The organism is Streptomyces sp. NPDC060031 (assembly GCF_042736805.1).
Taxonomy (GTDB): Bacteria; Actinomycetota; Actinomycetes; order Streptomycetales; family Streptomycetaceae; genus Streptomyces.
In genome coordinates this window covers 62,700-88,831 of sequence record NZ_JBHWVM010000020.1, presented here as the reverse complement: position 1 = coordinate 88,831, position 26,132 = coordinate 62,700, and the positions used below count along the sequence as shown (strand labels likewise).

The following is a 26,132-nucleotide window of genomic DNA, read 5'->3' as shown; positions in this document are numbered from 1 at the left end:
GCCGCGGGGTCCCGGGGCCGGTGGGAGGGCGCCGGTCCGCGCCCCGCCACCAGGGTAGTCACTGAGATCGCCGCCGCAATGGGACGCATCGACGAGCCTCGGCGGGGTCAGTGGTCGTTTGCACCGGTTCCGTACGTTTCGGCCAGGGCGCGCAGCGTCCGGGCGTCACTGATCGCCTGCTGCTTGGCGACCCCGGGCTGGATGCCCAGTGCAGGCAGGCTCGTGCCGTCGCTGAGGTCGAGGAACACCCAGGGATCGCCGGGGCGGAGGTTGACGCGCAGGATCTGCGCCCACTCCAGGCGGTGGGTCCTGGTGAGATTGACCACGGTCACCCCGCCCTCGTCGGCGACCACCTTGGGGCGGCTGAGCAGGACGAGGACGGATGACAGCAGCACGGCCGTGAAGATGAAGCTGATCCGCTCCCCCGGGTGGAGGGTGTCGAGGAGCAGGGCGATGGCCGTGATGGTGAGGAACATGGCGGCGCCGACGCCCAGCAGAACGACCCGGGTGCGGGTCGGCCGGAAGGTGACCGGCAGGGCGGGTGGTACGTGCTGGGCGGCGGGCTCGGCCATGGGTGCGGTGCCTTCTGGAGCGTCGGTACGGCGTACGGGTCAGAGCCGGCAGGCGTGGATCGAGGTGGTGAGGATCGCGCGCGCGCCGAGCGCGTACAGGTCGTCCATGATCCGCTGGGCTTCCTTGGCCGGGACCATCGCGCGGACGGCGACCCAGCCTTCGTTGTGCAGCGGGGAGACGGTCGGCGACTCCAGGCCCGGGGTGAGGGCGACCGCGCGCTCCAGGTGCTCGGCGCGGCAGTCGTAGTCCATCATCACGTAGCTGCGGGCCACCAGGACGCCCTGGAGGCGGCGCAGGAACTGCTGGGCCCGCGGGTCGTCGGTGTCGGTGCCGTTGCTGCGGATCACCACGGCCTCGGAGGTGAGGATCGGCTCGCCGATGACCTCCAGACCGGCGTTGCGCAGGCTGGTGCCGGTCTCGACGACGTCCGCGATGATCTGGGCGACGCCGAGCTGGATGGCGGTCTCGACCGCGCCGTCGAGGTGGACGACGGAGGCGTCGATCCCCTTCTCGGCGAGGTGCTTGGCGACGATTCCCTCGTACGAGGTCGCGATCGTCATCCCGTGGAAGTCCTCGGGGCCCTTCGCGGTGCCGGGGATGGTGGCGTAGCGGAAGGTGGACCGGCCGAAGTTCAGCGGCAGGATCTCCTCGGCGCTGGCGCCGGAGTCGAGCAGCAGGTCGCGGCCGGTGATGCCGATGTCGAGCTTGCCGGAGGACACGTAGATCGCGATGTCCTTGGGGCGGAGGTAGAAGAACTCCACCTCGTTCTCGGGGTCGACGACCACGAGCTCCTTGGACTCCTTGCGCATCCGGTAGCCGGCCTCATGGAGCATCGCCGCCGCCGGTCCGGAGAGTGAACCCTTGTTGGGGACGGCGATGCGCAGCATGGGGCTTCCTTCGTGCGTGGATACGTGGACTACGGGCAGGCGGTGCGGGCCGGTCAGAGGTGGGAGTAGACGTCGTCGAGGGAGATCCCGCGCGCCACCATCATCACCTGGACGTGGTAGAGCAGCTGGGAGATCTCCTCGGCGGCGGCTTCCTTGCTCTCGTACTCGGCGGCCATCCAGACCTCGGCGGCCTCCTCGACGACCTTCTTGCCGATGGCATGGACGCCCTTGCCGACGAGCTCGGCCGTGCGGGAGGTGCTGGGGTCGCCGTTGGCGGCCTTGAGCTGAAGCTCACTGAAGAGCTCTTCGAAGCTCTTTGTGGGTTTGTTCGCCATGATGGTCCTCAGAATACGGGGTCCGGCCCTGCCACTCAGCGCCAGGGTTCGCTGACGGTGCGCAGGGTCATGGCGGTGGAGACGGCGGCGGTGACCGCTTCGTGCCCCTTGTCCTCGTTCGACCCTTCGAGTCCGGCGCGGTCCAGCGCCTGCTCGTCGTTGTCGCAGGTCAGTACGCCGAAGCCGACGGGGACTCCGGTGTCGATCGACACCTGGACCAGGCCTTGGGTGACGCCCTGGCAGACGTAGTCGAAGTGCGGGGTGCCGCCGCGGATGACCACTCCGAGGGCGACGATGGCATCGTAACCGCGACCGGCGAGTACCTTCGCCACGACCGGGAGCTCGAAGCTGCCGGGGACGCGCAGCACGGTGGGCTCGTCGATCCCCAGCTCGTGCAGGGCCCGCAGGGCGCCGTCCACCAGGCCGTCCATGACCTTCTCGTGCCACTGGGCCGCGATCACCGCGACTCGCAGGTCTCCGCAGTTCTTCACGCTCAGTTCGGGTGCGCCCTTGCCGCTCACAGCTCTGCTCCTCGGTGGTTCGTGGTGTTCGGGGTGTGGTGTGTGGTGTGTGGCTACTGGTTGCCGCAGGCGGACGTGGTCACGGCCGCTTCCAGCCAGGGCAGGTCGTGGCCCATCCTGTCCCGCTTGGTGCGCAGGTAGCGCAGGTTGTGCTCGCCGGCCTCCATGGGCATCGCTTCCCGGTCGGAGACCTCGATGCCGTGCCGTACGAGGGCCGCGGACTTGTCGGGGTTGTTGGTCAGCAGCCGGACGCTGTGGACTCCGAGGTCGGCGAGGATCTGCGCGCCGGCCGCGTAGTCGCGGGCGTCGGCGGGCAGGCCCAGCTCCAGGTTGGCGTCGAGGGTGTCGCGGCCGCGCTCCTGGAGCTCGTACGCGCGCAGCTTGGACAGCAGTCCGATGCCGCGGCCCTCGTGGCCGCGCAGGTAGACGACGACCCCGCGGCCCTCGGCCGTGATGCGTTCCATGGCGGCGTGCAGCTGGGGGCCGCAGTCGCAGCGCTGGGACTGGAAGATGTCGCCGGTCAGGCACTCGGAGTGCATGCGGACCAGGATGTCCGCGCCGTCGGCGGCGGCGATGTCGCCGTGGACGAGGGCGACGTGCTCGACCCCGTCGACGGTGGAGCGGTAGCCGTACGCCGTGAACTCGCCGAAGGTGGTCGGCAGGCTGACCTGGGCCTCGCGGCGCACGGTCGGCTCGGCGGAGCGGCGGTAGGCGATCAGGTCCTCGATGGAGATGATCGTCAGGCCGTGCTTGCGGGCGAAGGGGATCAGCTCGGGCAGGCGCAGCATGACGCCGTCCTCGCCGGCGATCTCCACGATGGCGCCGGCCGGGCGCAGGCCCGCGAGGCGGGCGAGGTCCACGGCGGCCTCGGTGTGGCCGCCCCGGACGAGCACGCCGCCGGGCTTGGCGCGCAGGGGGAAGATGTGGCCGGGGCGGACGAAGTCGCCAGGTCCGCTGACCCCGTCGGCCAGCAGGCGCAGGGTCGTGGCCCGGTCGGCGGCCGAGATGCCGGTGGTGACGCCGTGGGCGCCGCTCGCGTCGACGGAGACGGTAAAGGCGGTCTGCATCGACTCGGTGTTGTGCTGGACCATCTGCGGGAGTTCGAGCCGGTCCAGCTCGGGGCCCTCCATGGGGGCGCAGATCAGGCCGCGGCACTCGCTCATCATGAACGCGATGATCTCGGGGGTGGCCATCTCGGCGGCGATGACGAGGTCGCCCTCGTTCTCGCGGTCCTCGTCGTCCACGACGACGACCGGGCGGCCGGCCGCGATGTCGCGGATGGCCTGCTCGACGGGGTCGAGACGGAAGGTCTCGTGGGTCTCGGCGTCGGGCACGGGCTTGAGGAGGGGGTTGAGGGTCATGCCGTTGCTCCTTCCAGGGCCTGGGCGGGGGTGGTGCGCGAGCGCTGGTACCAGTCGTGGGCGCCCCACAGCACGAGGGCGAAGTACACGACGTAGACGAGGCCGGAGAAGGCCAGGCCGCTGTTGAAGGCGAGGGGGACGCCGACGAGGTCGACGAGGAGCCAGGCGAACCAGAACTCGACCAGGCCGCGGGCCTGGGCGACCATCGCGACGATCGTGCCGACGAAGATGTACGCGTCGGCCCACGGGCTCCACGACAGGTTCGGGAACAGCGTGAACAGGCCGCCGACGGCGAGGGTGCCCAGCGCCGCGCCGGCCAGGAGCAGTCCGCGCTCCTTCCAGGTGGCGGTGCGCACGGCGATCGAGCCGTCCTGGGCCTTTTGACTGCCGAGCCGCCAGGCGCGCCAGCCCCAGAGCGCCACGGAGATGACGAGGAGCTGCTTGCCGACACCGCCGGCGAGGTGGGCGGAGGCGTAGGCGCCCACCAGGATCAGGCCGGACAGGAGCTGGGCGGGCCAGGTCCATATGGAGCGGCGCCAGCCGAGGGCGAGGGCGGCGAGGCCCATCAGGTTGCCGATCATGTCGGACCAGATGACCTTCTGGTCGAAGACCTCGAAGGCCTCCGTGTTGAGCCAGGTCAGGGCGCTCACCGTTCGGCTCCGTCCGTGTGCAGCGGGTCGACGCCGGCGGCGAGCAGGCGCTCGACGTACTTGGCGAGGACGTCCACCTCGAGGTTGACAGGGTCGCCGGGCTGCTTGATGCCCAGCGTGGTCAGCGCGAGGGTGGTGGGGATGAGGCTGATGGTGAACCAGTCGGCGGCGGCCTCGACCACGGTGAGGCTGACGCCGTCGACCGTGATGGAGCCCTTCTCGACGACGTAGCGCGAGAGGTTCGCCGGGAGGGCGATCTTGACGAGTTCCCAGTGCTCGGAGGGGGTGCGGGAGAGGATCTCGCCGGTGCCGTCCACGTGGCCTTGGACCAGGTGGCCGCCGAGGCGTCCCCCGAGGGCCATCGGGCGCTCCAGGTTGACGCGGGAGCCCTTGGCCAGGGCGCCGAGGCTGGAGCGGTTGAGGGTCTCCTGCATGACGTCGGCGGTGAACTCGCCGTCGGCGGTCTCCACGACGGTGAGGCAGACGCCGTTGACGGCGATGGAGTCGCCGTGCTTGGCGCCCTCGGTGACGACGGGGCCGCGCAGGCGGAAGCGGGAGGCCTCGGCGAGCTCCTCGACGGCGGTGACCTCGCCCAGCTCTTCGACGATTCCGGTGAACACTCAGTGCTCCTTGAGGGCAGTGGGGAGGGAGGGGGCGGTGGGGACTGCGGTGATGCGGATGTCCGTGCCGATGCGGACCGTCTCGGTGATGCGCAGCCGGAGCGCGTCGGTGAGGGTGGCGATGCCGGCGTCGGCGAGGGCGCTGCGGCCCGCGCCGAGGAGGACCGGGGCGAGGTAGCCGACGACCTTGTCGACGGCGCCCGCGGCGACGAAGGCGCCGGCCAGGGTGGGGCCGCCTTCGAGGAGTACGGAGCGGACGCCGCGCCGGTGCAGCTCGCGCAGCAGGGCGTCCACGGAGATCCCGTACTTGTCGTACGGAAGGCGGACCAGCTCCACTCCGGCGAGGTGGCGGGTGTCCGCGTCCTCGGCGACGGCGATCAGAGTGGGAGCCGCCTCGTCCAGGACGCGGGCGGTGGGCCGGATGGTGGCGTGGGTGTCGAGTACGACCCGCAGCGGCTGGTCGGCGGCGGTGCCGGCGGGGCCGCGCACCGCGAGGTGCGGGTCGTCGGCGCGCAGGGTGCCGGAGCCGACGATGACGGCGTCGGCCTCGGCGCGCAGCCGGTGGACGTCGGCGCGGGATTCCGGGGAGCTGATCCAGCGGCTGGTGCCGTCGGCGGCGGCGACGCGGCCGTCCAGGGTGGCGGCGTACTTCCACAGGATGTACGGGCGCCCGAGCCGTACGGAGGTCAGCCAGGCGGCGTTGCCCTCCTCGGCCCGCTCGGCGAGCAGCCCGGTCTCGATGGCGATCCCGGCGGCGCGCAGGGTCGCGGCGCCGCCGCTGGCCTGCGGGTTCGGGTCGGGGACGGCGTAGACCACGCGGGTGATGCCGGCCTCGATGAGGGCGGCGGCGCAGGGTCCCGTACGGCCGGTGTGGTTGCAGGGTTCGAGGGTGACGTAGGCGGTGCCGCCGCGGGTGGCGTCGCCCGCCGCGGCCAGCGCGTGGATCTCGGCGTGCGGGCCGCCGGCCCGCTGGTGCCAGCCCTCGCCGACGACGGTGCCCGAGGCGTCGGTGATCACGCAGCCGACGACGGGGTTGGGACTGGTGGAGCCGAGGCCGCGGGCGGCGAGCTCGATGGCTCGGCCCATGGCGGATGCGTCCGCTTCGCGGGCGGATGCGTCGCTGTCGTGCGCGTCGGCGTGTGTCGCCACCGGGTCCTCCTGCCTCATCGGGCACGGACTCCGGGGCCTGTCGGGATACGACAGATGAAGCGGGTAGCGCACGGGGGGACGCCGAGGCCGGAAATACGGCCACTCTCGCTCGCACGTCCCGAGGGATGTGCCGTGAGGACCGCCGGGTGGAACCCGACGGCGGCGTACCGGTGACTGGCCCGCCGCGCACTGCCTCCCATCCGGACTTTAACCGTCGGTCCAGGAGTTTCACCTGGTCAACCGGCCGCTGGCTGCGGACGGGTCGCGGACTATAACCGCCGGTTCGGAATTACACCGACCCCGGAGTGCGCTGCTTACTGGTACTAGGGCAAGTGTGCCACGGGTGATCCGGGGCCATGCGGGTGAGTCAATGTGGCCTGGGTCACAGAACGGTCACTCTTGAGCGGCTTCATCGCGCCACTCGAGTGACCTTGAGCGAGGCCTCACTTTGGTCCAGACCTATTGACGGGTTGGTCTAGTCCTCTTAACGTTCCCTTCGTCTTCCCCGGGAGACGGCCCGTCAGATGTGCGCACGTCACGGGCCAACACGCGCCACATTTCCGCATGTTGTGTCCTGCCATCCTCCCCTCCCCAGGAGGCACAATGCCGTCCCCCACACGCACGAGAGCGATGCTCCTGGCGTCCGGCGCCGCGATCGCCGGAATGCTGGTCGCGGGCCTCTCCGCAGACGTCTCCCACGCCGCCGACCATGAATCCTGTCGCCCCGACGGGCTGTACAAGACGGCCGGAGTCGACGTCCCGTACTGCTCGGTCTACGACACCGCAGGCCGCGAGAAGATGGGCGCCGACCACCAGCGGCGCGTCATCGGCTACTTCACCGGCTGGCGCACCGGCAAGGACGGCACCCCCGCCTACCTGCCCAACAACATCCCGTGGTCCAAGGTCACCCACCTGAACTACGCCTTCGCCCACGTGGGCGGCGACAACAAGATCTCGGTCGGCGCGGACAACGCGAACAACTCCGCCACCGGGATGACCTGGCCCGGCGTCGCGGGCGCCGAGATGGACCCCGCCCTGCCCTACAAGGGCAACTTCAACCTGCTGAACAAATTCAAGAAGCAGTACCCGAACGTCAAGACGCTGATCTCCGTCGGCGGCTGGGCCGAGACCGGCGGCTACTTCGGCGACGACGGCAACCGCGTCGCCTCCGGCGGCTTCTACTCGATGGCCACCAACGCCGACGGCTCGGTCAACCAGGCCGGCATCGACACCTTCGCGGACTCCTCGGTCGAGTTCATCCGCACGTACGGGTTCAACGGCGTCGACATCGACTACGAGTACCCGACCACCATGAAGGACGCGGGCAACCCGCTGGACTGGCAGTTGTCCAACGCCCGCCGCGCCGGCCTCGTCAAGGGCTGCGCGGCGCTGATGAAGTCCCTGCGCGAGAAGCTCGACCGCGCGGGCGCCGCCGACGGCAGGCACTACCTGCTCTCCGTCGCCGCCCCCTCCTCCGGCTACCTGCTGCGGGGCATGGAGACGTTCCAGATGCAGAAGTACCTGGACTACGTCAACGTCATGTCCTACGACCTGCACGGCGCCTGGAACGAGTTCGTCGGGCCGAACGCCTCGCTCTTCGACGACGGCAAGGACGGCGAACTGGCCGCCGCCGGCGTCTACTCCACCTCCCAGTACGGCGGCGTCGGCTACCTCAACTCCGACTGGGCCTACCACTACTTCCGCGGCTCCATGCCGGCCGGCCGCATCAACATGGGCCTGCCGTACTACACCCGCGGCTTCAAGAACGTGCAGGGCGGCACCGACGGCCTGTGGGGCAAGGCCCCGGCCACCACCTGCCCGGCCGGCGCGGGGCTGACCAAGTGCGGTGACGGCGCCGTCGGCATCGACAACCTGTGGCACGACCTGGACACCAACGGTGTCGAGTCCCCCGCCGGGTCCAACCCGATGTGGCACGCGAAGAACCTGGAGAAGGGCGTCGTCGGCGACTACGTCACCAAGTACGGCTTCCCCGCCAACACCACCCTGACCGGCACCTACGTCCGCAAGTACGACTCCACCCTCGTGGCGCCCTGGCTGTGGAACGCCCAGAAGAAGGTCTTCCTCTCCACGGAGGACGAGCAGTCGGTGGCCGCCAAGGCCGACTACGTGGTCAACAAGGGCATCGGCGGCACCATGGTCTGGGAGCTGGCGGGCGACTACGCGTACAACGCCGCCAAGGGCCAGTACGAGATGGGCGACACCCTCACCACGACGATGTACGACAAGTTCAAGTCGGCCTCCCCCTACGGCGCCCAGCGCGCCACGATCACCATGCCGACCGAAGTGATCAAGGTGGACACGGAGTTCGGGCAGTTCCCGCTCGGCGACTCCAACTACCCCATCAGCCCGAAGCTGAAGATCACCAACCGCACCACGGCAACGCTGCCGGGCGGTACGGAGTTCCAGTTCGACTACTCCTCCTCCGCGCCGGGCAACGCCAAGGACCAGTCCGGCTGGGGCGCGAGCGTCATCCGCAGCGACCACACGGGCACCAACGTGGGCGGGCTGAAGGGCGACTACAACCGGGTCGCGCTCAAAATGCCGGCCTGGCAGTCACTGGCTCCCGGCGCCTCGGTGGAACTGGACTTCGTCTACTACCTGCCGACCTCGACCCCGTCCAACTGGACGGTGAGCTTCGGCGGCAGGACGTACGGCATCACCGGCGACCTGGCGCGCGGTGCGACGGTGGTGGAGCCGGGCGGTGCGACGCAGCCTCCGACCACGCCCCCGACGACCCCGCCGACGACACCTCCCACGACGCCGCCGACCACGCCTCCGGGCGGGACCTGCACGAACCCGGCGTACGTCGCGGGCCGGACCTACACCGGCGGCAGCCTCGTCTCGCACATGGGCCACACCTGGAAGGCCCAGTGGTGGACGCAGAACGAGGAGCCCGGCACCACGGGCGAGTGGGGGGTCTGGAAGGACCAGGGCGTCTGCTGACACCCCAAGCGGGCATGTGAGGTGTGAGGACCCGGTGGCCCGGCGGCCACCGGGTCCTCACATGTGCTCCTCGTACGATTCTGTGGTGGACACACAGGTCGCCGCGACCGTCGCGGACTTCGAGGAACACCGGCCCCGGATGTTCGGCATCGCGTACCGCATGCTCGGCTCCGCCGCGGAGGCCGAGGACACCGTCCAGGACGCCTGGCTGCGCTGGAGCTCCGCGGACCGCGCCGAGATCGAGCGCCCCGGGGCCTGGCTCGCCAAAGCCGTCACCCGGCTGTGCCTCAACCGCCTCGACTCGGCGCGGGCGCGGCGCGAGACGTACGTCGGCCCCTGGCTGCCGGAGCCGGTCCTCACCGGCGGCGGGGCGCTGGGCCCGCTGGATTCGGCGGAGCAGCGCGACGGCGTGTCGATGGCGCTGCTCGTGGTGCTGGAGCGGCTGACGCCGGTGGAGCGGGCGGTGTACGTGCTGCGCGAGGCCTTCGCGTACGGGCACCGGGAGATCGCCGACCTGCTGGACCTCTCCGAGGCCAACTGCCGCCAGCTCTACCGGCGGGCGGCGGCCCGGGTGACCGCGGATCCGGCAGCCGGGCCGAAACCGCGCTTCGCGCCGGATCCCGCGCAGTGGCAGGGCCTGGTGGAGACCTTCCTGGCGGCCGCGCGCAGCGGGGACCTGGCCCGGCTGGAGAGCCTGCTCGCGGCCGACGCCCGGTACGTGGCGGACGGCGGCGGCATCGTCAGCGCGGCACGGCGGCCGATCCTGGGGCGGGAGAACGTGGCCCGCTTCCTGCTGGGCGCGCTGGAGAGGTACGTGGCGGATCTGCCGGTCTCCTCCACCGAGGTCAACGGGGCGCCCGCGCTGGTCTTCGGCGAGGTGGCGGTGTTGGTCGTGGAATTCGAGAACGGGCTGGTCAGCGGCCTGCGGACGGTACTCAATCCGGAGAAGCTGGAATTTCTCCTGCGCCAGTTGTCACATTCCTGAACGCTGTCCGGTCCCAGCTGGTGAACCCACCCACGAGGGAAGGAACGGACACCATGAGCAGCGGCAAGAACACCGTCCTCGTCACCGGCGGCACCGGGAACCTGGGCGCGTTGGTCGTGACACGGTTGCGGGACGCGGGCCACGAGGTGCGCGTCCTGAGCCGGCACGCCGCGGACTACCCGGTCGACCTGCGCGACGGCAGCGGACTGGACGCGGCGATGGCGGGCGCGCAGGTGGTCGTGCACTGCGCGACCACCCCGCGCGGCGGTGACGACGTCGCCGCCGGGCACCTCGTGGAGGCGGCCCGGCGGGCCGGGACGGTCACGAACATCCTCTACATCTCGATCGTCGGGGTGGATGTGGTGCCCGTCGGCTACTACAAGATCAAGCTGAAGGTGGAGCGGATCCTGGAGCGGTCGGGGCTGGGCGTGACCATCCTGCGCACGACGCAGTTCCACGATCTGGTGGCCCAGGTGGTGGGAGCGGTCTCGAAGCTTCCGGTGGCGCCGTTGCCGAACGGGGTCCGGGTGCAGCCGATCGCGGTCGAGGAGGTCGCGGACCGGATGGCGGAGCTCGCGGTCCCGGTCCCGGCCGGGCGGGTCGCGGACATGGGCGGCCCGGAGATCCACACCCTGACGGAGCTGGGCCGCGCGTACCTGACGGCCATCGGCCGCCGGCGCCGGGTGGTGCCGCTGCCGCTGGCCGGGAAGGCGTACGCGGGCTTCAGGCGCGGCGGGAACCTGACGCCCGCGCACGCGGTGGGCAAGGTGACCTTCGCCGAGTTCCTCGCGCGGCGGGCGGCGGCCGCGGACGGCCGCTGATCAGCGCCGGGGAAGCCTGTCGAGGGCAGCGGTGAAAGCGGAGTCCCGGCGCCGGTCGAACTCCTCCTCGGTGAAGACCGGGGTGGTGTGGCCGACCGGGATGCCCGGGCCGTCGAAGGTCTTCCCGGCGGCGGTCAGGAACTGTTCGTTGGGCAGGCCGAGGCTCCAGCCGTTGGGGAGGGTGCGGCCCAGGACGTCGGAGAAGACCCCCTGGGTCGGCTGCCCGATGCGGATCGTCCGGCCGGGGCGGTCGAGGAGGGCCTGGGTGAAGGTCTCGCCCGCGCTGACGGTGGATCCGCCGGTCAGCACGGCGATCGGGCCGGTGTAGCGGGGGGCCCGGGCGGGCTGGACATGAAGGGGCTGCGGGCGGGTGAACCGGGTGGCGTCGGCGGGGTCGTTGCGCACGCGCTTGGCGTAGGCGAAGTACGGGCGGTCCGTGAGCCGGGCCGCGAGCTGGAGGCCGAGTGCGTCATGGCCGCCGCCGTTGATCCGCAGGTCGATGACCAGGCCGCGCAGGCGGGCGGTGCGCTCGGCGGTGAACACGGTGTCCAGGGCGCGGTTCAGCTCGGCGCTCTCGGCGGCGAAGTCCCCGCTCCCGGTGTAGCCGCTGAAGCCGGAGAGCCGCAGGTAGCCGCGGCCGTCGGGGAGGTCGGCGTAGGAGATCCGGCCCTGGGCGAACTCCTGGGGCGCGCGTCCGGCGAGGTCCACGTCCTGGATGTACGCCTTGACCCGCGTGTCGAGTTCCCGGCTGGGGATGGCGGTGCCCGGGCGGCCCTCGGCGAAGAACCGGTCGCCGGCGAGGAGGCGGACGTGGGCGTCGTGGAGGGGGGCGAGCATCTCCTGGAAGACGGCGAAGAGTTCGGCGTCGGTGGTGCCGGCGTGCACACGGGGACGCTGGCGGTCGCGCACCGCGTTCCAGTCGATGCCCTTGGCGGCGAAGAAGGGGTAGTTCTCCGCGAAGGTCTGCCAGAACACGTCGAAGGTGGCGACCGGGTCCGCGGCAGGGCCGGGGGCCGGGGCATCGCGGCACCGGTCGGGCAGGGCGGCGAGGCGGCGGGTGGCCCGGTCGCCTACGGAGCCGTCGATGTGCACCGACCCGGGGCGCACGGTGAGGACCTCGCCGTCCTCGGTGGCGTAGCGGAAGGGGCCGCCGCCCGGAAGCCGCCGGGCGCTCTCGCCGGGCAGGCAGCTGACGCCGGTGAGCTGGTACTCCTGGAGGCGGCCGGACTCCACGCGCAGCACGGTGCCGTAGCCGTCGAGCTGCCATACGCCGACGGGACTCGCGGCCGTGGCACCCGCGGCCCCGGCGGGGCCGGCGGGGCCGGCGAGGGTGGCCGCGAGGGCGAGGAGCACGGCGGTGGCGGCCGTGCGGCGGAGCGCGCGCCCGGGTGTGCGTGTGCTGGTTGTGCTGGTCATCGTGCCGTCCCCGTTCGACGAAGTCCCTTGCTGGTGCCCAGGATCCGGGGCGCCGAGGGGGCAGGAACATCCGGCGGCCCACCCGGCCGGGGTGGGGGTAACCCGACGGCCGCGGGCGGGACTCAGCCGAACAGCACCGCCTGGGCCGCCTCGCGGGCGGCGAGGCGGGCGCCCGCCAGGACCGCCGGGTCGCCGAGGGCGGTGGCGCGGACCTCGGTGGTGACCGGGGTCAGGGTGGTCAGCCGGCGGGCGACCCGGGCGGCGAGGTCGGGCCCGCCCGCGCGGCCGAGTTCGCCGCCGAGGACCACGCAGCCGGGGTCGAGGATGGCCGTCACGGCCGCCGCGCCGAGGGCGAGCCGCTCGGCGAGGGCGTCGAGGAAGGCCTCCCCGGCGGCGCCCGCGACGGCTTCCTCGGCCGGGCCGTGGAAGCCGTGTTCCGCCGCCAGGGCGGTCACGGCGGCGCGGCTGGCGAGGGCGTGGAACCCGCCGTCGCAGTCGGTGGCCGAGGGCAGTGCGCCGGTGCCGGGCACCGGGAGGAAGCCGATCTCGCCCGCCCCGCCGGAGGCGCCCCGGCGCAGCCGTCCGTCCAGGACCACGGCCGCGCCGACGCCCGCGCCGAGCCACAGCAGGACGAAGGAGTCGATGTCCCGGGCGGCGCCCAGGCGCTGTTCGGCCAGGGCCGCCAGGTTGGTCTCGTTCTCCACCACCACCTTGGCCGGCAGCCGCCGTTGCAGGGCCGCCACCAGGTCCCGGTGCCAGGACGGCAGTCCGATGGTGTCGCCGAGTTCGCCGCTGGCCGGGGCGACCAGGCCGGGGGCGCCGACGACGACGGTGTGCAGGCGGTCCGCGCCGGCCGTGCGGGCCAGGCCGACGAGCCGGTCCACGGCTTCCTCGACCGCGTCGACCGGGAGCGGCGCCTGGGCCAGGGGGTTGCCGAGCAGGTCCGCGACGACCGCGGTCGCGCTGTCGGTACGTACGTCCAGTGCGGCCAGGTAGGCCCGTCGGGCGACGATCCCGTACAGCCGGGCGTTGGGGCCGCGCCGCTGTTCGCCGGACTCTCCCACGACCTCGATGAGCCCGGCCTCGGTGAGTCGTTCCACGAGGTCGGCGACGGAGGGGCGGGAGAGGCCGGTCAGCTTCTTGAGCTGGGGGGCCGTCAGCGCGCCCTCGTCCTGGAGGAGTCCCAGCGCGAGGCGGTCGTTGATGGCCCGGGCCGTACTGGGCGAAGCGGGGGAAGTCACGGCGCCCATCTTAGGGAGCTGCGAGGCCTAACTATCAGGCAGGGTCCCTGATAGTTTATGGCCCATGACCGGGGAAACCGACCTCAGCCCGGCGCGACTGCGCCATGCCCGCCTCGCCATCGCCGCCGTCTTCTGCGCCCACGGCGCGGTGACGGGCTCCTTCGCCACCCGCATCCCCTGGATCCAGGAGCATTCCCAGCTCAGCTCGGGCACCCTGGGCCTGGCCCTCGCCTTCCCCGCCCTCGGTGCGGCGCTCGCGATGCCGCTGGCCGGCCGGCTGGGCCACCGCTTCGGCGCCCGAGCCGCCCTGCGGGGCCTGCTGGCGATGTGGACCCTGTCGCTGATCCTCCCGAGCCTCGCCCCGAACCTGGTGGCGCTGTGCTTCGCCCTCTTCGTCTACGGGGCCACCTCCGGGATGGCGGACGTGGCGATGAACGCGCTCGGCGTGGAGACCGAGAACCGGCTCGGCCGCTCGATCATGTCCTCGCTGCACGGCATGTGGAGCGCGGGCGCGCTGGCCGGCTCGGCCGCCGGTACGGTCGCCGCGCACGCCGGCGCCGACGCGCGGCTGCACCACCTGGTCGCCGCCCTGGCATTGACGGTGGCCGGGCTGGTCGCCGTACGGGGCGTGCTGGACCTGCGGCCCGGCCAGGACGCGCAGGCGCCGCCGCACTTCGCGCTGCCCCCCAAGTCCGCGCTGTTCATCGGGGCGATCGGCTTCTGCGCGGTCTTCGCGGAGGGCGCGAGCATGGACTGGTCCGCCGTGTACCTGCGGGACGTGCTGCACACCGAGGCGGGGCTCGCGGCCGCCTCCACCACGGCGTTCGCGCTGACCATGACGGTGGCCCGGCTCGCCGGGGACCGGGTGGTGGACCGGTTCGGCGCGGTACGCACGGTCCGCGCGGGCGGCGCACTGGCCACCGCGGGCGGGCTCCTGGTGATCGGGGTCCGGCACCCGGCCGCGGCGATGGCCGGCTTCGGGCTGATCGGGCTCGGCATCGCGGTGGTGGTCCCGCTGGCCTTCGCGGCCGCGGCGCGCAGCGGGCCGGCCCCGGCGCAGGCCATCGCCGGTGTCGCGACCATCACGTACACCTCGGGGCTGATCGCCCCGTCGGCGATCGGCGCGGTGGCCGACGCGAGCTCGCTGGTGGTGTCGTTCGGCCTGGTCACGCTGTTGGCGTTCGCGCTGATAGCGGGAGCCGCCGTACTGCGCCGGCGGCCCACGATGGGCGGGGCGGTCGCTGCCAATCGGGACGAACCTGCCGGTATCCAGCCGTAATATGGCCGCTGGCCGCGCGGCGGCCCGGAAGCTTGACCCGGTACCGGACAACCCGGATATGCCGGACGACGACGGAAGTGGTGGAACATGGGCCTCGGCGTGCGCTGGACCCTGCACGGAGACGGGCGGACGCCCGCCCCCGGCGCGGTGGTCCGGCCGGACGAGCGGCTGTCGTGGCCGCGTACCGCAGGGCTGGGCGCCCAGCACGTCGTGGCCATGTTCGGGGCGAGTTTCGTGGCGCCGGTGCTCATGGGCCTGGACCCGAACCTGGCCATCATGATGTCCGGCGTCGCGACGGTGATCTTCCTGCTCGCGACGCGCGGCCGGGTTCCCTCGTACCTGGGATGCTCGCTCTCCTTCGTGGGTGTCGCGGCGGCGATCCGGGCGGGCGGCGGGGACAGCGCGGTGGTCACCGGCGCGGTGTTCGTCGTCGGCGTGGCGCTGTTCCTGGCGGGGCTCGCGGTCCAGCGGTTCGGCGCACGGATCATCCACGCCGCGATGCCGCCGGTGGTGACGGGCGCGGTCGTGATGCTGATCGGCTTCAACCTGGCGCCGGTGACGGCCTCGACGTACTGGCCCCAGGACCAGTGGACGGCGCTGCTGACGATGCTGTTCACCGGGCTGGCCGTGGTCTGCCTGCGCGGCTTCTGGTCGCGCATCGCGATCTTCCTCGGCCTGCTCTTCGGGTACGGCATCTCATGGGTCTTCGACCGGGTCTTCGGGAAGATCCACTCCCCGGCGGGCGGGCCGGAGGCCGTGGACCACTGGCGGCTCGACCTCTCCGGTGTCGGCAAGGCCGACTGGATCGGTCTGCCGACCTTCCACGCGCCGTCCTTCGAGTGGTCGGCGATCCTGATCGCGCTGCCCGTGGTGATCGCGCTGATCGCCGAGAACGCCGGGCACATCAAGGCGGTCGGCGAGATGACCGGCGATCCGCTCGACGACAAGCTCGGCACGGCCATCGCGGCCGACGGCGCCGCGTCGATGCTCTCCACGGCGGTGGGCGGGCCGCCGAACACCACGTACTCCGAGAACATCGGCGTCATGGCCGCCACGCGGGTCTACTCGACGGCCGCGTACTGGGCGGCGGCGGGCTTCGCGCTGCTGTTCGGGCTGTGCCCCAAGTTCGGCGCGGTCGTCGCCGCGATCCCGGGCGGGGTGCTCGGCGGGATCACCGTCATCCTGTACGGGATGATCGGCCTGCTCGGCGCGCAGATCTGGATCAACGGACGGGTGGACCTGCGCAATCCGCTGAACCTGGTGCCGGCCGCGGCGGGCATCATCATCGGCATCGGCGGGGTCCAGCTGCACATCTCCGACAGCTTCGAGCTCGGTGGCATCGCCCTCGGCACGATCGTGGTGATCACCGGGTACCACACGCTGCGGTACTTCGCCCCCGCGCACCTGAAGCAGCAGGAGCCGCTGCTCGACGCGGGCACCTCCGGGTACGACGAACCCGACGGCGACGCCGCTCAGGACAAGCGGGGTTGACGAAGCTTCGCCCGAACCGGGGAAGCGTACGGCCAAGTTCCCCGCACGAGCCGCCGCGGCTGCGACGCTGCCACCATGGAAGCGGTACTCGCGCGGATGCGCGCCCTGGACGAGCGGCTCCCCGCGCAGGACGGTGTGGCCGTCTTCAACCGGGTGTACCTGACGGTGACGCAGGCCCTGCACCGGCAGGTGCAGCGCGGGGAGTTCCCGGCGCCCCGGGCGGCGCGGACGCTGAGCGTGCGGTTCGCCGAGCGCTACCTGACGGCGGTGGAGGCGGACCGGGCTCCGGCGTGCTGGCGCCCGCTGTTCCAGTACCGCCGCCACCCGGGCATCCGGCCGCTGCAGTACGCGCTGGCCGGGATCAACGCCCACATCGGGCACGACCTCGCGCTCGCGGTGGTCTCCACCTGCCGGGCCCTGGACTGCGAGCCCCGGGCCCTGGAAGCGGACTTCGACCGGGTCGGGGACACCCTGGTCTCGCTGGAGGAGCGCATCCGCGAGGACCTGATGCCGGGCCCGGACCTGCTGGAGATCGCCGACCCGCTGACCCACCTGCTCGGCTCGTGGAGCCTGGACCGGGCGCGCTCCGGCGCCTGGGCGGCGGCCCGCCTGCTGTGGACCCTGCGCCGCTCCCCCGACCTGGCGGAGGAGTTCACGCAGTCGCTGGACGCCGGCGTCGGCCTGGTGGGCCGCTGCCTGCTCACTCCGACCTCCCTGAAACCCCGCGCGGCCTGCGCGTACGTCTCCCAGCCCGCCCGGGTGCACGACGCCTCGCGCGAAAGCCGCTGAGGTGTGGGCATGAGAACGGGCCGCCGCCGCGTCGTGCGCGGGGGCGGCCCGTGGTCACGGGGCCTGGAGGGATCAGTCCTCCGGGAGTTCGACCGGGGCGATCTCGTCGTAGAGGTCGCCCGGGCCCGGGTTGGTGGCGTCCGTGGAGCCGCCGAGGTGGTGCATCACGCCCCAGACCGCGTTGAGGGCCGTCTGGACCGCGCCCTCCGCCCAGCCCGCCGTCCAGGAGATGTCGTCGCCCGCGAGGAAGATGCCGCGCTTGTCCTCGGGGAGGCGGTCCTGCATGAAGTGGGTGAACAGGCGGCGCTGGTAGCGGTAGTGGCCCGGGAGGTTGGCCTTGAACGCGCCCATGAAGTAGGGCTCGTTCTCCCAGGACACCGTCACCGGGTTGCCGATGATGTGGCGGCGGATGTCGACCTTCGGGTAAATCTCGCCGAGGGACTTCAGCATGACCTCCATCCGCTCGTTCGCGGAGAGCGGCAGCCACTTCAGGCTGTCGTCGCACCACGTGTACGAGAGGCAGATGACGGCCGGCTTGTCCGGGCCGTTGTCCAGGAGGTACGTGCCGCGGGTCATCCGGTCCGTGAGGGTCATCGACATGACGTCGCGGCCCGTCTCCTCGTCCTTGTCGAGCCAGAAGGGGCGGTCGACCGGGATGAAGAGCTTGCTGGACTCCATGTAGTGGGTGCGCTCGATCGCCGTCCAGTGGTCGATCGGGAAGAGCGTGTCGTCGCACGCGATCTTCGACAGGAGCATCCAGGACTGGGCCGTGAAGATCGCGGCGCGGTACGTGCGGATGTCGCCGGACGCGTCCGTCACCGTGATGCGGTTGCCCGCCGTGCGGTGCAGGCGGGTGACCGCCGGACGCGGGGCGCCGTCGTGCAGGATGGACAGCGAGGTGCCCTGGGCCCAGTGGACGATCTTCTCGGGCTCGCGCTCCCACAGGCGCAGCGGGAGCTGCTGCGAGCCGCCCACGATGCCGCGGTGGTGGTCGTCGGCCTCGGTGTAGACGACGCGCAGGATCTCCAGGATGGAGTTCGGGAAGTCGGTGTCCCAGCCGCCCGTGCCGAAGCCGACCTGGCCGAAGATCTCGCGCTTGCGGAAGGACTGGAAGGCTTCGGACTTGCAGAGGAAGCCGTAGAAGGTCTCGTCGTCGAGCTTCTCGACGAGCTTCGCCCAGATCTCGCGGATGCGCGGGACGTCCCGCTCGCGCATCGCGGTGTTCATGTCGGAGAAGTCGGCGCCCTCGTCCAGGCAGGCGTTCCACGCGGCGGACACGTCGCGGTAGACCTGCGGCAGGTCGGCGATGGTCTCGGCGTAGTGGGTCTCGCCCTTGAGGTCGACGACCGTGGAAGGGGTGGACTCGGCGAGCGGGTTCGGGAAGGGCTCCGTGACCAGGCCGACGAGGTCGATGTAGTGCTGGAGGGCGGTGGAGGACGGCGGGAAGCGCATGGCGCCCATCTCCGCGGTCAGTTCCTCGGTGCCGGCGCCCTCGAAGCCGACGGTGCGCAGCCGGCCGCCGATCTGGTCGGCCTCGTAGACGACGGGCTTGAGGCCCATCTTCATCAGCTCGTACGCCGAGATGATGCCCGACAGCCCGCCGCCGATGACGGCGACCTCGGTGCCGTGCTCCGTCGCCGGTATCTGGCCGAGGCCGGCCGGGTGGGCGAGGAAGTCGTCGTACGCGTAGGGGAAGTCCGGCCCGAACATGGTGATCGGCGGCTGTCCGTCGCTGTGCGGGACGGCGGTGGTGGGCACCGTGGACGTCATGGGGTACGGCTCCTTGCGGGGTCGGGCAGGGGGAGGGGTCAGACGAGGGAGGCGTACAGCCCCGGGCGCCGGTCGCGCAGGTACGGGTTGGTCTCGCGCGAGGCGTGCAGCAGCTCGGGGTCGGCCTCGCCGAACACCAGCTCCTCACCGCGGCCGGCCCGGGTCCGGGTGACCCCGTCGGGGCTCGCCAGGCAGCTGAGTCCGACGAACTCGAACTCGCCTTCCGGGCCGGTGCGGTTGACGTACGCGATGTACATCTGGTTCTCGAAGGCCCGTACGGGGACGAGCTGTTCGGCGACGAACTGGAACGGGTGCATCTGCGCGGTCGGCACCAGGAGGAGGTCGGTGCCGGCGAGCGCGTGCGCCCGTACGTTCTCCGGGAACTCCACGTCGTAGCAGATCATGAGACCGATGCGCAGGCCCCCGAGGTCCGCCTGGACGACGGGGGTGTCGCCGGGGGTGAAGGCCTCCTGCTCGAAGCAGCCGAAGAGGTGGGTCTTGCGGTAGTTCGCGAGCGCGGTGCCGTCGGGGCCGATGAGCTGGGCCGCGTTGTATACCGCCTCCCCCGCCCGCTCCGGGTAGCCGTACAGGACGGCCAGGCCGTGGCGGCGGGCGATCTCGCCGATGGCGCGGGCGGACATGCCGTCGGCCGGTTCGGAGAGACGGGCGATGTCCTGCACGTCCAGCGCGTAGCCGGTCAGGAACATCTCCGAGGTCACGAGGAGCCCGGCCCCGCCCTGTGCGGCGCGCGCCGCGGCCTCGTCGAGCGCCTTGAGGTTCTCGGCGGTGTCGCCGAGCCGTCCGGAGCTCTGGAGGAGTGCGGTGCGCAGCGGGGGCATGAGCGTACCTCTGTGGCAGAAGGGGTGGGGGTCATCAAACGGTACGTTTGTGCGTTCGACCGCGACAAGCCGCGACCGTTGCGCTCCGCGCATCGAATCGTTGCGTGTTTCCGGGCCTGTGCGGCGATTCGTTGCGCGGAGGCCCGTAGTGACCCCGTGGCGACCCCCGTCGCCCCTGCTGCGGGGAGTCTACGAGGCTGCGCGGAAGGCCGGGTCCGCGCTCAGCCTGCACAGGTCGTCGAGGATGTCGGGGGTGTGGTTGGAGACGACGCGGCCGCTCCAGGTGTCGCACAGGGCGGGGACGACGAGCGGGCCGGCGTGGTGGGGGCCGGTGGCCTCGTAGGCGCGGCGCAGTGCGGCGTGGCCGGCGGAGGGGGCGGCGGAGTCCGCGCCGAGGAGGGTGGTGGCGACGGAGCCCTCCAGGCCGAGGAGGGTCAGCGCGCGGGACACGCTCAGGGAGAGCGGACACCCGGCGGAGAGGTACAGGCGGTAGCGGTGCGGCACCGGCGAGAAACCGGTCCCGATGCGGCCGCGCAGGACCGGGGCCGGTCCGGTACGGGGCAGATGCGCCGGCGGGACGGGGGCCGCGGACGCGGAGGCGGCTCCGGCTCCGGCCTGCGGCGGGGCGGGCTGGGACGCGGCGCACTCGGGCTGGGGCAGAGCGGACTGGGACACGGCGGTCTGGGACATGGCTCTCCTGTGGGCGGCAGCGCGGGCGGAAGTGGGCGGAAGCGGGCGGAAGCGGGGAGATCCCCGGGTCGGCGGAGATCCGCGGGTGCGGAGGATCCGATGACCCGGGGGACCCGGAGGTTCGGGTCCGGGATCCCGGGGGTCCGGGATCCCCGGGGTCCGGGATCCCCGGGGTCCGGGATCGATCCCGGGATATGGGCGATCAGCGCTCCAGGCGGGGAGCGCCGCTCCGGACGGGGATCAGCGCTCCGGGCCGGGAACACCGCTCCGGACGGGGAGCACCGCTCCAGGCCACGACCAGCGCTCCAAACGGGAAGCACCACTCCAGGCCGGGAGCACCGCTCCAGGCGGGGATCACCGCTCCAGGCGGGGATCACCGCTCCAGGGAGACCGGCGGGGCCGGGGAGGTCAGCCGCGCGCGGCGAATGCGCTGCACACGCGCAGGAGGTCGATGTGCAGGCGCCGGGTCAGCCACCAGCGGCGGAGGGTCCGTGCCCCCGCGCTCGCCGTCCAGGCCTGCTCCACCGGTGCCGTCCCGTCCCGCCCTCGGTGCCCCGCCCCCGGATGGTTAGGCTTTCCGGGGCGGGCACATGTGCGCATGTCCTTCGTGGCCGTCTCCCCGCAGTCTCGCGGTGGCGCCGGGGGCCGTCAAGAAGGCGGTCACCGCCCACTCGGCGCACCGCTCGACGCCGACGGAAGGAAACTCCCCCTCCATGTCTCTAGAGACCCCGTCCGGTACGGCCCTCGACGCGACCCTCGACAACCCCGTCTGGGCGGCGCTGACCGGCCCGCACCGCGGCTTCGCCGAGACCGGGCCGCAGGGGCTCGCCGCCCGCTACAGCGCCGACGCGTCGCCGTTCGCCGCGCTCGCCGACCCGGCGGACCCGCGGGCCTGGGCCGATCTGGCCGAGCTGACCGGCCCCGGGGAGGGCGTCTGGGTCACCGGGCTGCTGACCCCGCCGGCCGGATGGGTCACGGTCGCGTCGGTGCCGGGCGTACAGATGGACGGACGGGCGGTACGGGCCGAGGCCGACCCCGAAGCGGTCCGGCTGGGCCCCGCCGACGTACCGGAGATGCTGGAGCTGGTCTCGCTGACCAGACCTGGACCGTTCTTCGACCGCACCATCGAGCTGGGCACGTACCTCGGGCTCCGGCACGAGGGCCGGCTCGTCGCGATGGCCGGCGAGCGGATGCGCCCGGCCGGCTGGTCGGAGATCAGCGCGGTGTGCACCCATCCCGCACACCGCGGCAAGGGGCTGGCCGCGCGGCTGGTCCGCGCGGTCGCCGCCGCCGTCCGCGAGCGCGGGGACAGCCCGTTCCTGCACGCGGCCGCGGAGAACGCCCCGGCGATACGGCTCTACGAGGCGATGGGTTTCACCGTGCGCAGCGAGCCGCATTTCATCGGGCTTCGCACCCCCGAAAAGAAGCCTTAACACTGGTTAACACGACTTAACACAAAGGCCGTTGCATACGGCAGGCACCTCGCATAGCGTCCGAACGGGCCGGGCGATGAACACCGGGGACGGGGAGGAGGCGGACGTGATCGCACAGACGAGAAGCGCCCACCACCCCACCACCCCGGTGCCGGGCGCGGGCCAGGCAGTCCTCTGCGAGAACTGCCTGGCCCCGCGCGGCCTGCCACCGCGAGGCCTGCCACCGCACGGCCCTGCACCCGCTCCCACCGCCCCGCGCTCGCTGCGCCCCGGGCGTCTGGTGCGGCTGCATTCCCGGGCCCACATCGACCTTCAGCGGGTGGCCGCCGCACTCTGTCGTTCCTGATCCGCGTCTCCTTCGCCGCGCCGCGCCGCGCCGCCCCACCGGCTGCCCGGCGAGCCCGTACGCCCCGATCAGGAAGGCACCCCGGCATGCCCGCTCCCTCCTCCCCCACGGTCCACCTCGCCGTCGCCCTCGACGGCGCGGGCTGGCACCCGGCCGCCTGGCGCGAACCGGGCGCGGGCGCCGACCGGTTGTTCAGCGCCGCCCACTGGGCCGCGCAGGTCGCCGAGGCCGAGTCCGGCCTGCTGGACTTCGTCACCTTCGAGGACTCCCTCGCCCTGCAGTCCACGGACCCCGCCGAGCCCGACGGCCGCACCGACCAGGTACGCGGCCGGCTCGACGCGGTACTGACCGCCGCCCGGGTGGCCCCGCTGACCCGGCACATCGGGCTGGTGCCGAGCGTGAGCGCCACCCACACCGAGCCGTTCCACGTTTCCAAGGCCGTGGCCACCCTGGACTACGTCAGCGCCGGACGCGCTGGCCTGCGCGTGCAGATCTCCGAACGCCCCGACGAGGCACGGCATTTCGGCCGGCGAACCGACATCGGGACGACCGCCGGGCTGTACGCCGAGGCGGCCGACCACATCGAGGTGGTCCGCCGGCTGTGGGACAGCTGGGAGGACGACGCCGAGATCCGGGACGCCGCCACCGGCCGCTTCGTCGACCGCGCCAAGCTCCACCCCGTCGACTTCGAGGGACGCCACTTCAGCGTCCGGGGTCCGTCCATCACGCCGCGGCCGCCGCAGGGCCAGCCCCTCGTCACCGCGCTCGCCTCCGACCCCGCCGCCCTCCCGCTCCTCGCGCACGGCGCCGACCTCGGCTACCTGACCCCGCGCGACGCGGACCAGGCGCGCTCCGCCGTCGCCGCGGTGCGCGCGGCGAGGGAGGAGGCCGGGCGCGCCGCGGAGCCGCTGCACCTGTTCGGGGACGTCGTCGTGTTCCTCGACGAGGCGCCGGTGGTCGCGGAGCGTCGGCTCCAGCGCCTGGACGCCGCGCACGGATCGGCGTACACGAGCGACGCCCACGTCTTCACGGGCACCCCGGAGCAGCTCGCGGACCTGCTGCTGGAGTGGCGCCGGGCGGGGCTGTCCGGCTTCCGGCTGCGCCCCGGGGTGGCGGCGCACGACCTGCCGGCCATCACCCGCGGCCTGGCCCCCGAACTGCGCCGGCGGGGGCTGCTGCGGCGCGCGTACGAGGCCTCCTCGCTCCGCGGCCTGCTGGGTCTCCCCCGCCCGGCGAACCGGTACGCGGCCGCCTAGTGCCCTGACCGGGCCTTCGCACCCGACCCGACCGACCCACCGTCGGCTCCGAGAGACCGAAAGACGGGAACGACCATGAGCAGGCCGCTCAAGCAGATCCATCTCGCGGCGCACTTCCCCGGGGTCAACAACACCACCGTGTGGAGCGATCCGGCTGCCGGGAGCCACATCGAGTTCAGTTCCTTCGCGCACTTCGCGCGGACCGCCGAACGCGCCAAGTTCGACTTCCTCTTCCTCGCCGAGGGTCTGCGCCTGCGCGAACAGGGCGGCGAGATATACGACTTGGACGTGGTCGGGCGACCGGACACCTTCACGGTCCTGGCCGCGCTCGCCGCCGTCACCGAGCGCCTCGGCCTGACCGGCACGATCAACTCCACCTTCAACGAGCCGTACGAGGTGGCCCGGCAGTTCGCCAGCCTCGACCACTTGTCGGGCGGCCGGGCCGCGTGGAACGTGGTCACGTCCTGGGACGCGTTCACCGGCGAGAACTTCCGGCGCGGCGGTTTCCTGCCGCGCGAGGAGCGCTACTCCAGGGCCCGGGAGTTCCTGGCCGTCGCGGGCGGTCTGTTCGACGCCTGGGACGGCGGGGAGATCCGCGCCGACGCGGCTTCGGGGACCTTCCTGCGGGACGCGGCCGCCGGCGCCTTCGCCCACCGCGGTCGGCACTTCGACATCTCCGGGCACTTCAACGTGCCGCGCAGCCCCCAGGGCCGGCCGGTGATCTTCCAGGCGGGTGATTCCGAGGAGGGCCGGGAGTTCGCCGCGGCCGACGCCGACGCGATCTTCAGCCGGTACGGCACCCTGGAGGCGGGCCGCGCCTTCTACGCCGACGTCAAGGGCCGGCTCGCGCGGTACGGCCGTACTCCCGACCAGCTGAAGATCCTGCCGGCGGCGACCTTCGTGCTCGGCGACACCGACGCCGAGGCGCGGGAGCTGGCCCACGAGGTGCGGCTCAAGCAGGTCAGCGGGGCCACGGCGATCAAGTACCTGGAGCACGTCTGGAACCGGGACCTGTCGGGCTACGACCCGGACGGCCCGCTCCCGGACGTCGACCCGGACCCGGGCGAGAACACCATCGCGCTCGGGCGGGCCAGCGTCCGGCAGTTCCGTGATCCGCTGGCCGTCGCCAAGGAGTGGCGGGAGCTGGCGGCCGCCCGGAACCTGTCGATCCGGGAGCTGGTGATCGAGACCACCGGGCGGCAGACCTTCGTCGGATCTCCCGCCACGGTCGCCGGGGCCATCGACCACCTGGTCCAGCAGGACGCGGCCGACGGGTTCATCCTCGTACCGCACCTCACGCCCGGCGGGCTCGACGCGTTCGCGGACACCGTGGTGCCGCTGCTCCAGGAACGGGGGGTGTTCCGGAGCGAGTACACCGGGCCCACGCTGCGCGACCACCTGGGCCTCGGCGCGCCACGCACCCTCGCCGCCGCCGAACACTGAGGCCGCCGAACGCTGAGGCCGCTGAACACTGAGGCCGCCGGACACCGGGGCGGCCCCACACCGAGGAGGAGCACGACCATGACCGGTATTCCGCTCGGGGTCCTGGACCTCGTCCCGATCTCGTCCGGCGCCACCGCCGCCGACGCACTGCGGGGCAGCATCGACCTCGCCCGGCAGGCCGAGCGGCTCGGCTACGCGCGCTACTGGTTCGCCGAGCACCACCTCAACCCCGGGGTCGCCGGGACCTCGCCGGCCGTCGTGCTGGCGCTGACCGCCTCGGCCACGTCCACGATCCGGATCGGTTCGGGCGCGGTCCAGCTGGGACACCGCACCGCGCTGTCGACGGTGGAGGAGTTCGGCCTGATCGACGCGCTGCACCCGGGCCGTCTCGACCTGGGCCTGGGCCGCTCGGCGGGCCGTCCGCCGCAGCGCACCGGGCAGGCCCCGGCCGCGCCGCCGGGCGGTCACACCACGGCGAACGGGCTGCGCATTCCAGCGCCGTTCTCCTTCGCGCACCTGCGCGAGCACCCGCGGGTGGCGCTGCAGCAGCGGCTGCTGAACCTGCCGGGGGGCGAGCCGCAGGACTACGCCGGGCAAGTGGGGGACGTACTGGCCCTGTTGCACGGGGAGTACCGCTCGCCGGAGGGGGTGGAGGCGCATGCCGTGCCGGGTGAGGGCGCCGAGGTGGAGGTGTGGATCCTGGGCAGCAGCGGCGGGGTGAGTGCGGAGACCGCCGGCGCCAACGGGCTCCGGTTCGCGGCCAATTACCACGTCAGCCCGGCGAGCGTGCTGGAGGCGGCCGAGGGTTACCGGGCGGCCTTCAAGCCGTCCGCCGCGCTGGACCGGCCGTACCTGACGGTCTCGGCCGACGTGGTGGTGGCGCCGGACGATGCCACGGCGCGGGAGCTGGCCACCGGGTACGGGCCCTGGGTACGCAGCATCCGTACGGCCGAGGGCGCGATCCCCTACCCGACGCCGGACGAGGCCCGTGCGCTGACCGGGAGTTGGACGGCGGCGGACCACACGCTGGTCGCCGACCGGGTGGAGACCCGGTTCGTCGGCTCCCCCGCGACGGTGGCCGACCACCTGGAGCGCCTCCAGGAGGCCACCGGAGCCGATGAGTTGCTCATCACCACGATCACGCACGATCACGCCGACCGGGTCCGCTCGTACCGGCTTCTGGCGCAGGAGTGGGACCGGCGGCGGTAATCGGGGTCCACTTTGCCCACGGCAGGTTTCGGGGCGCGCTGCGCGGTCAGACGCGGGACAATCC

23 protein-coding genes and 1 riboswitch are annotated in these 26,132 nt (G+C 72.5%); of the genes, 10 read left to right on the top strand and 13 right to left on the bottom strand.

Going from position 1 to position 26,132, the window contains the following annotated elements; translation table 11 throughout:
- Positions 1-107 precede the first annotated feature (107 nt).
- The 8 genes from ACFWB8_RS12050 to ribD are packed head-to-tail and all read right to left on the bottom strand — an operon-like array spanning position 108 to position 6,033.
- Positions 108-572, bottom strand: coding sequence for a PH domain-containing protein (locus ACFWB8_RS12050; protein ID WP_385224891.1), 465 nt, complete (start codon positions 570-572; stop codon positions 108-110).
- Positions 573-611: 39 nt separating this feature from the next.
- Entirely contained in the window at positions 612-1,460 is an 849-nt protein-coding gene (gene hisG, locus ACFWB8_RS12045; RefSeq protein WP_385224889.1) for an ATP phosphoribosyltransferase, read from the bottom strand.
- Between the two features lie 53 nt (positions 1,461-1,513).
- Complete coding sequence (locus tag ACFWB8_RS12040; protein ID WP_385224887.1) at positions 1,514-1,795, bottom strand: phosphoribosyl-ATP diphosphatase; 282 nt, start codon at positions 1,793-1,795, stop codon at positions 1,514-1,516.
- Positions 1,796-1,830: 35 nt separating this feature from the next.
- The gene (gene ribH, locus ACFWB8_RS12035) at positions 1,831-2,316 is read right to left on the bottom strand and encodes a 6,7-dimethyl-8-ribityllumazine synthase (protein WP_215031692.1); all 486 of its coding nucleotides are present in this window, start codon (positions 2,314-2,316) and stop codon (positions 1,831-1,833) included.
- A gap of 53 nt (positions 2,317-2,369) precedes the next feature.
- Positions 2,370-3,677 (bottom strand): bifunctional 3,4-dihydroxy-2-butanone-4-phosphate synthase/GTP cyclohydrolase II, encoded by a 1,308-nt coding sequence (locus ACFWB8_RS12030; RefSeq protein WP_385224885.1) that lies wholly within the window; start codon positions 3,675-3,677, stop codon positions 2,370-2,372.
- Entirely contained in the window at positions 3,674-4,327 is a 654-nt protein-coding gene (locus tag ACFWB8_RS12025) for a nicotinamide riboside transporter PnuC (RefSeq protein ID WP_385224883.1), read from the bottom strand. Before ACFWB8_RS12025 ends, ACFWB8_RS12030 begins: the two co-directional genes overlap by 4 nt.
- On the bottom strand, positions 4,324-4,947 hold the full coding sequence (locus ACFWB8_RS12020) for a riboflavin synthase (RefSeq protein ID WP_385224881.1): 624 nt from the start codon (positions 4,945-4,947) through the stop codon (positions 4,324-4,326). The genes ACFWB8_RS12025 and ACFWB8_RS12020 overlap by 4 nt, the downstream gene beginning before the upstream one ends.
- Positions 4,948-6,033, bottom strand: a complete 1,086-nt coding sequence (gene ribD / locus ACFWB8_RS12015; protein ID WP_385224921.1) for a bifunctional diaminohydroxyphosphoribosylaminopyrimidine deaminase/5-amino-6-(5-phosphoribosylamino)uracil reductase RibD — start codon at positions 6,031-6,033, stop codon at positions 4,948-4,950. It abuts the gene before it with no gap.
- A gap of 245 nt (positions 6,034-6,278) precedes the next feature.
- A riboswitch (FMN riboswitch) is annotated at positions 6,279-6,409 on the bottom strand.
- Positions 6,410-6,699: 290 nt separating this feature from the next.
- On the opposite strand from ribD, the gene ACFWB8_RS12010 reads away from it, so the two are divergent.
- From ACFWB8_RS12010 to ACFWB8_RS12000, 3 genes are all read left to right on the top strand, one after another.
- Entirely contained in the window at positions 6,700-9,060 is a 2,361-nt protein-coding gene (locus ACFWB8_RS12010; protein WP_385224879.1) for a chitinase C-terminal domain-containing protein, read from the top strand.
- An 85-nt stretch (positions 9,061-9,145) separates the two neighbouring features.
- A complete protein-coding gene (locus ACFWB8_RS12005; RefSeq protein WP_385224877.1) occupies positions 9,146-10,045 on the top strand; it encodes an RNA polymerase sigma-70 factor in 900 nt (299 codons plus the stop codon).
- Between the two features lie 53 nt (positions 10,046-10,098).
- Positions 10,099-10,866: an SDR family oxidoreductase gene (locus ACFWB8_RS12000; RefSeq protein ID WP_385224875.1), complete on the top strand. Its 768-nt coding sequence runs from the start codon at positions 10,099-10,101 to the stop codon at positions 10,864-10,866.
- On the opposite strand, the gene ACFWB8_RS11995 is transcribed toward ACFWB8_RS12000, so the two are convergent.
- Both ACFWB8_RS11995 and ACFWB8_RS11990 read right to left on the bottom strand, forming a co-directional pair.
- On the bottom strand, positions 10,867-12,282 hold the full coding sequence (locus tag ACFWB8_RS11995) for a S41 family peptidase (protein ID WP_385224873.1): 1,416 nt from the start codon (positions 12,280-12,282) through the stop codon (positions 10,867-10,869).
- A 122-nt stretch (positions 12,283-12,404) separates the two neighbouring features.
- Positions 12,405-13,532, bottom strand: a complete 1,128-nt coding sequence (locus ACFWB8_RS11990; RefSeq protein WP_385224871.1) for an ROK family protein — start codon at positions 13,530-13,532, stop codon at positions 12,405-12,407.
- A 55-nt stretch (positions 13,533-13,587) separates the two neighbouring features.
- On the opposite strand from ACFWB8_RS11990, the gene ACFWB8_RS11985 reads away from it, so the two are divergent.
- The 3 genes from ACFWB8_RS11985 to ACFWB8_RS11975 all read left to right on the top strand — a co-directional run bounded on the left by ACFWB8_RS11985 (position 13,588) and on the right by ACFWB8_RS11975 (position 17,082).
- Positions 13,588-14,802 carry an MFS transporter gene (locus tag ACFWB8_RS11985; RefSeq protein ID WP_385224869.1) on the top strand — a complete coding sequence of 405 codons (1,215 nt, stop codon included), beginning with the start codon at positions 13,588-13,590 and terminating at the stop codon, positions 14,800-14,802.
- An 87-nt stretch (positions 14,803-14,889) separates the two neighbouring features.
- Entirely contained in the window at positions 14,890-16,293 is a 1,404-nt protein-coding gene (locus ACFWB8_RS11980) for a uracil-xanthine permease family protein (protein ID WP_385224867.1), read from the top strand.
- A gap of 75 nt (positions 16,294-16,368) precedes the next feature.
- Entirely contained in the window at positions 16,369-17,082 is a 714-nt protein-coding gene (locus tag ACFWB8_RS11975) for a DUF5995 family protein (RefSeq protein WP_385224865.1), read from the top strand.
- A gap of 72 nt (positions 17,083-17,154) precedes the next feature.
- Here ACFWB8_RS11975 and ACFWB8_RS11970 read toward each other — a convergent pair whose 3' ends face one another.
- The 3 genes from ACFWB8_RS11970 to ACFWB8_RS11960 form a co-directional block, all read right to left on the bottom strand.
- Positions 17,155-18,852, bottom strand: coding sequence for a flavin monoamine oxidase family protein (locus ACFWB8_RS11970; RefSeq protein ID WP_385224863.1), 1,698 nt, complete (start codon positions 18,850-18,852; stop codon positions 17,155-17,157).
- Positions 18,853-18,890: 38 nt separating this feature from the next.
- Positions 18,891-19,691, bottom strand: coding sequence for a carbon-nitrogen hydrolase family protein (locus ACFWB8_RS11965; RefSeq protein ID WP_385224861.1), 801 nt, complete (start codon positions 19,689-19,691; stop codon positions 18,891-18,893).
- Between the two features lie 189 nt (positions 19,692-19,880).
- Positions 19,881-20,381 (bottom strand): hypothetical protein, encoded by a 501-nt coding sequence (locus ACFWB8_RS11960; protein ID WP_385224859.1) that lies wholly within the window; start codon positions 20,379-20,381, stop codon positions 19,881-19,883.
- A gap of 713 nt (positions 20,382-21,094) precedes the next feature.
- Here ACFWB8_RS11960 and ACFWB8_RS11955 point away from each other — a divergent pair.
- The 4 genes from ACFWB8_RS11955 (at position 21,095) to ACFWB8_RS11940 (ending at position 26,068) form a co-directional block, all read left to right on the top strand.
- Complete coding sequence (locus ACFWB8_RS11955; RefSeq protein WP_385224857.1) at positions 21,095-21,814, top strand: GNAT family N-acetyltransferase; 720 nt, start codon at positions 21,095-21,097, stop codon at positions 21,812-21,814.
- Between the two features lie 432 nt (positions 21,815-22,246).
- Complete coding sequence (locus tag ACFWB8_RS11950) at positions 22,247-23,416, top strand: LLM class flavin-dependent oxidoreductase (protein WP_385224855.1); 1,170 nt, start codon at positions 22,247-22,249, stop codon at positions 23,414-23,416.
- Positions 23,417-23,491: 75 nt separating this feature from the next.
- A complete protein-coding gene (locus ACFWB8_RS11945) occupies positions 23,492-24,859 on the top strand; it encodes an NtaA/DmoA family FMN-dependent monooxygenase (RefSeq protein ID WP_385224853.1) in 1,368 nt (455 codons plus the stop codon).
- Positions 24,860-24,937: 78 nt separating this feature from the next.
- Positions 24,938-26,068 carry an LLM class flavin-dependent oxidoreductase gene (locus tag ACFWB8_RS11940; protein WP_385224851.1) on the top strand — a complete coding sequence of 377 codons (1,131 nt, stop codon included), beginning with the start codon at positions 24,938-24,940 and terminating at the stop codon, positions 26,066-26,068.
- The last annotated feature ends 64 nt before the right edge of the window (positions 26,069-26,132 follow it).

What these genes read in the sequence shown, in the direction of transcription:
- ACFWB8_RS12050 (WP_385224891.1), bottom strand. Translation starts at nt 572, where the DNA reads ATGGCCGAGCCCGCCGCCCAGCACGTACCACCCGCCCTGCCGGTCACC.
- hisG (WP_385224889.1), bottom strand. Translation starts at nt 1,460, where the DNA reads ATGCTGCGCATCGCCGTCCCCAACAAGGGTTCACTCTCCGGACCGGCG.
- ACFWB8_RS12040 (WP_385224887.1), bottom strand. Translation starts at nt 1,795, where the DNA reads ATGGCGAACAAACCCACAAAGAGCTTCGAAGAGCTCTTCAGTGAGCTT.
- ACFWB8_RS12030 (WP_385224885.1), bottom strand. Translation starts at nt 3,677, where the DNA reads ATGACCCTCAACCCCCTCCTCAAGCCCGTGCCCGACGCCGAGACCCAC.
- ribD (WP_385224921.1), bottom strand. Translation starts at nt 6,033, where the DNA reads ATGGGCCGAGCCATCGAGCTCGCCGCCCGCGGCCTCGGCTCCACCAGT.
- ACFWB8_RS12010 (WP_385224879.1), top strand. Translation starts at nt 6,700, where the DNA reads ATGCCGTCCCCCACACGCACGAGAGCGATGCTCCTGGCGTCCGGCGCC.
- ACFWB8_RS12000 (WP_385224875.1), top strand. Translation starts at nt 10,099, where the DNA reads ATGAGCAGCGGCAAGAACACCGTCCTCGTCACCGGCGGCACCGGGAAC.
- ACFWB8_RS11995 (WP_385224873.1), bottom strand. Translation starts at nt 12,282, where the DNA reads ATGACCAGCACAACCAGCACACGCACACCCGGGCGCGCGCTCCGCCGC.
- ACFWB8_RS11990 (WP_385224871.1), bottom strand. Translation starts at nt 13,532, where the DNA reads ATGGGCGCCGTGACTTCCCCCGCTTCGCCCAGTACGGCCCGGGCCATC.
- ACFWB8_RS11985 (WP_385224869.1), top strand. Translation starts at nt 13,588, where the DNA reads ATGACCGGGGAAACCGACCTCAGCCCGGCGCGACTGCGCCATGCCCGC.
- ACFWB8_RS11980 (WP_385224867.1), top strand. Translation starts at nt 14,890, where the DNA reads ATGGGCCTCGGCGTGCGCTGGACCCTGCACGGAGACGGGCGGACGCCC.
- ACFWB8_RS11975 (WP_385224865.1), top strand. Translation starts at nt 16,369, where the DNA reads ATGGAAGCGGTACTCGCGCGGATGCGCGCCCTGGACGAGCGGCTCCCC.
- ACFWB8_RS11970 (WP_385224863.1), bottom strand. Translation starts at nt 18,852, where the DNA reads ATGACGTCCACGGTGCCCACCACCGCCGTCCCGCACAGCGACGGACAG.
- ACFWB8_RS11965 (WP_385224861.1), bottom strand. Translation starts at nt 19,691, where the DNA reads ATGCCCCCGCTGCGCACCGCACTCCTCCAGAGCTCCGGACGGCTCGGC.
- ACFWB8_RS11960 (WP_385224859.1), bottom strand. Translation starts at nt 20,381, where the DNA reads ATGTCCCAGACCGCCGTGTCCCAGTCCGCTCTGCCCCAGCCCGAGTGC.
- ACFWB8_RS11955 (WP_385224857.1), top strand. Translation starts at nt 21,095, where the DNA reads ATGTCTCTAGAGACCCCGTCCGGTACGGCCCTCGACGCGACCCTCGAC.
- ACFWB8_RS11950 (WP_385224855.1), top strand. Translation starts at nt 22,247, where the DNA reads ATGCCCGCTCCCTCCTCCCCCACGGTCCACCTCGCCGTCGCCCTCGAC.
- ACFWB8_RS11945 (WP_385224853.1), top strand. Translation starts at nt 23,492, where the DNA reads ATGAGCAGGCCGCTCAAGCAGATCCATCTCGCGGCGCACTTCCCCGGG.
- ACFWB8_RS11940 (WP_385224851.1), top strand. Translation starts at nt 24,938, where the DNA reads ATGACCGGTATTCCGCTCGGGGTCCTGGACCTCGTCCCGATCTCGTCC.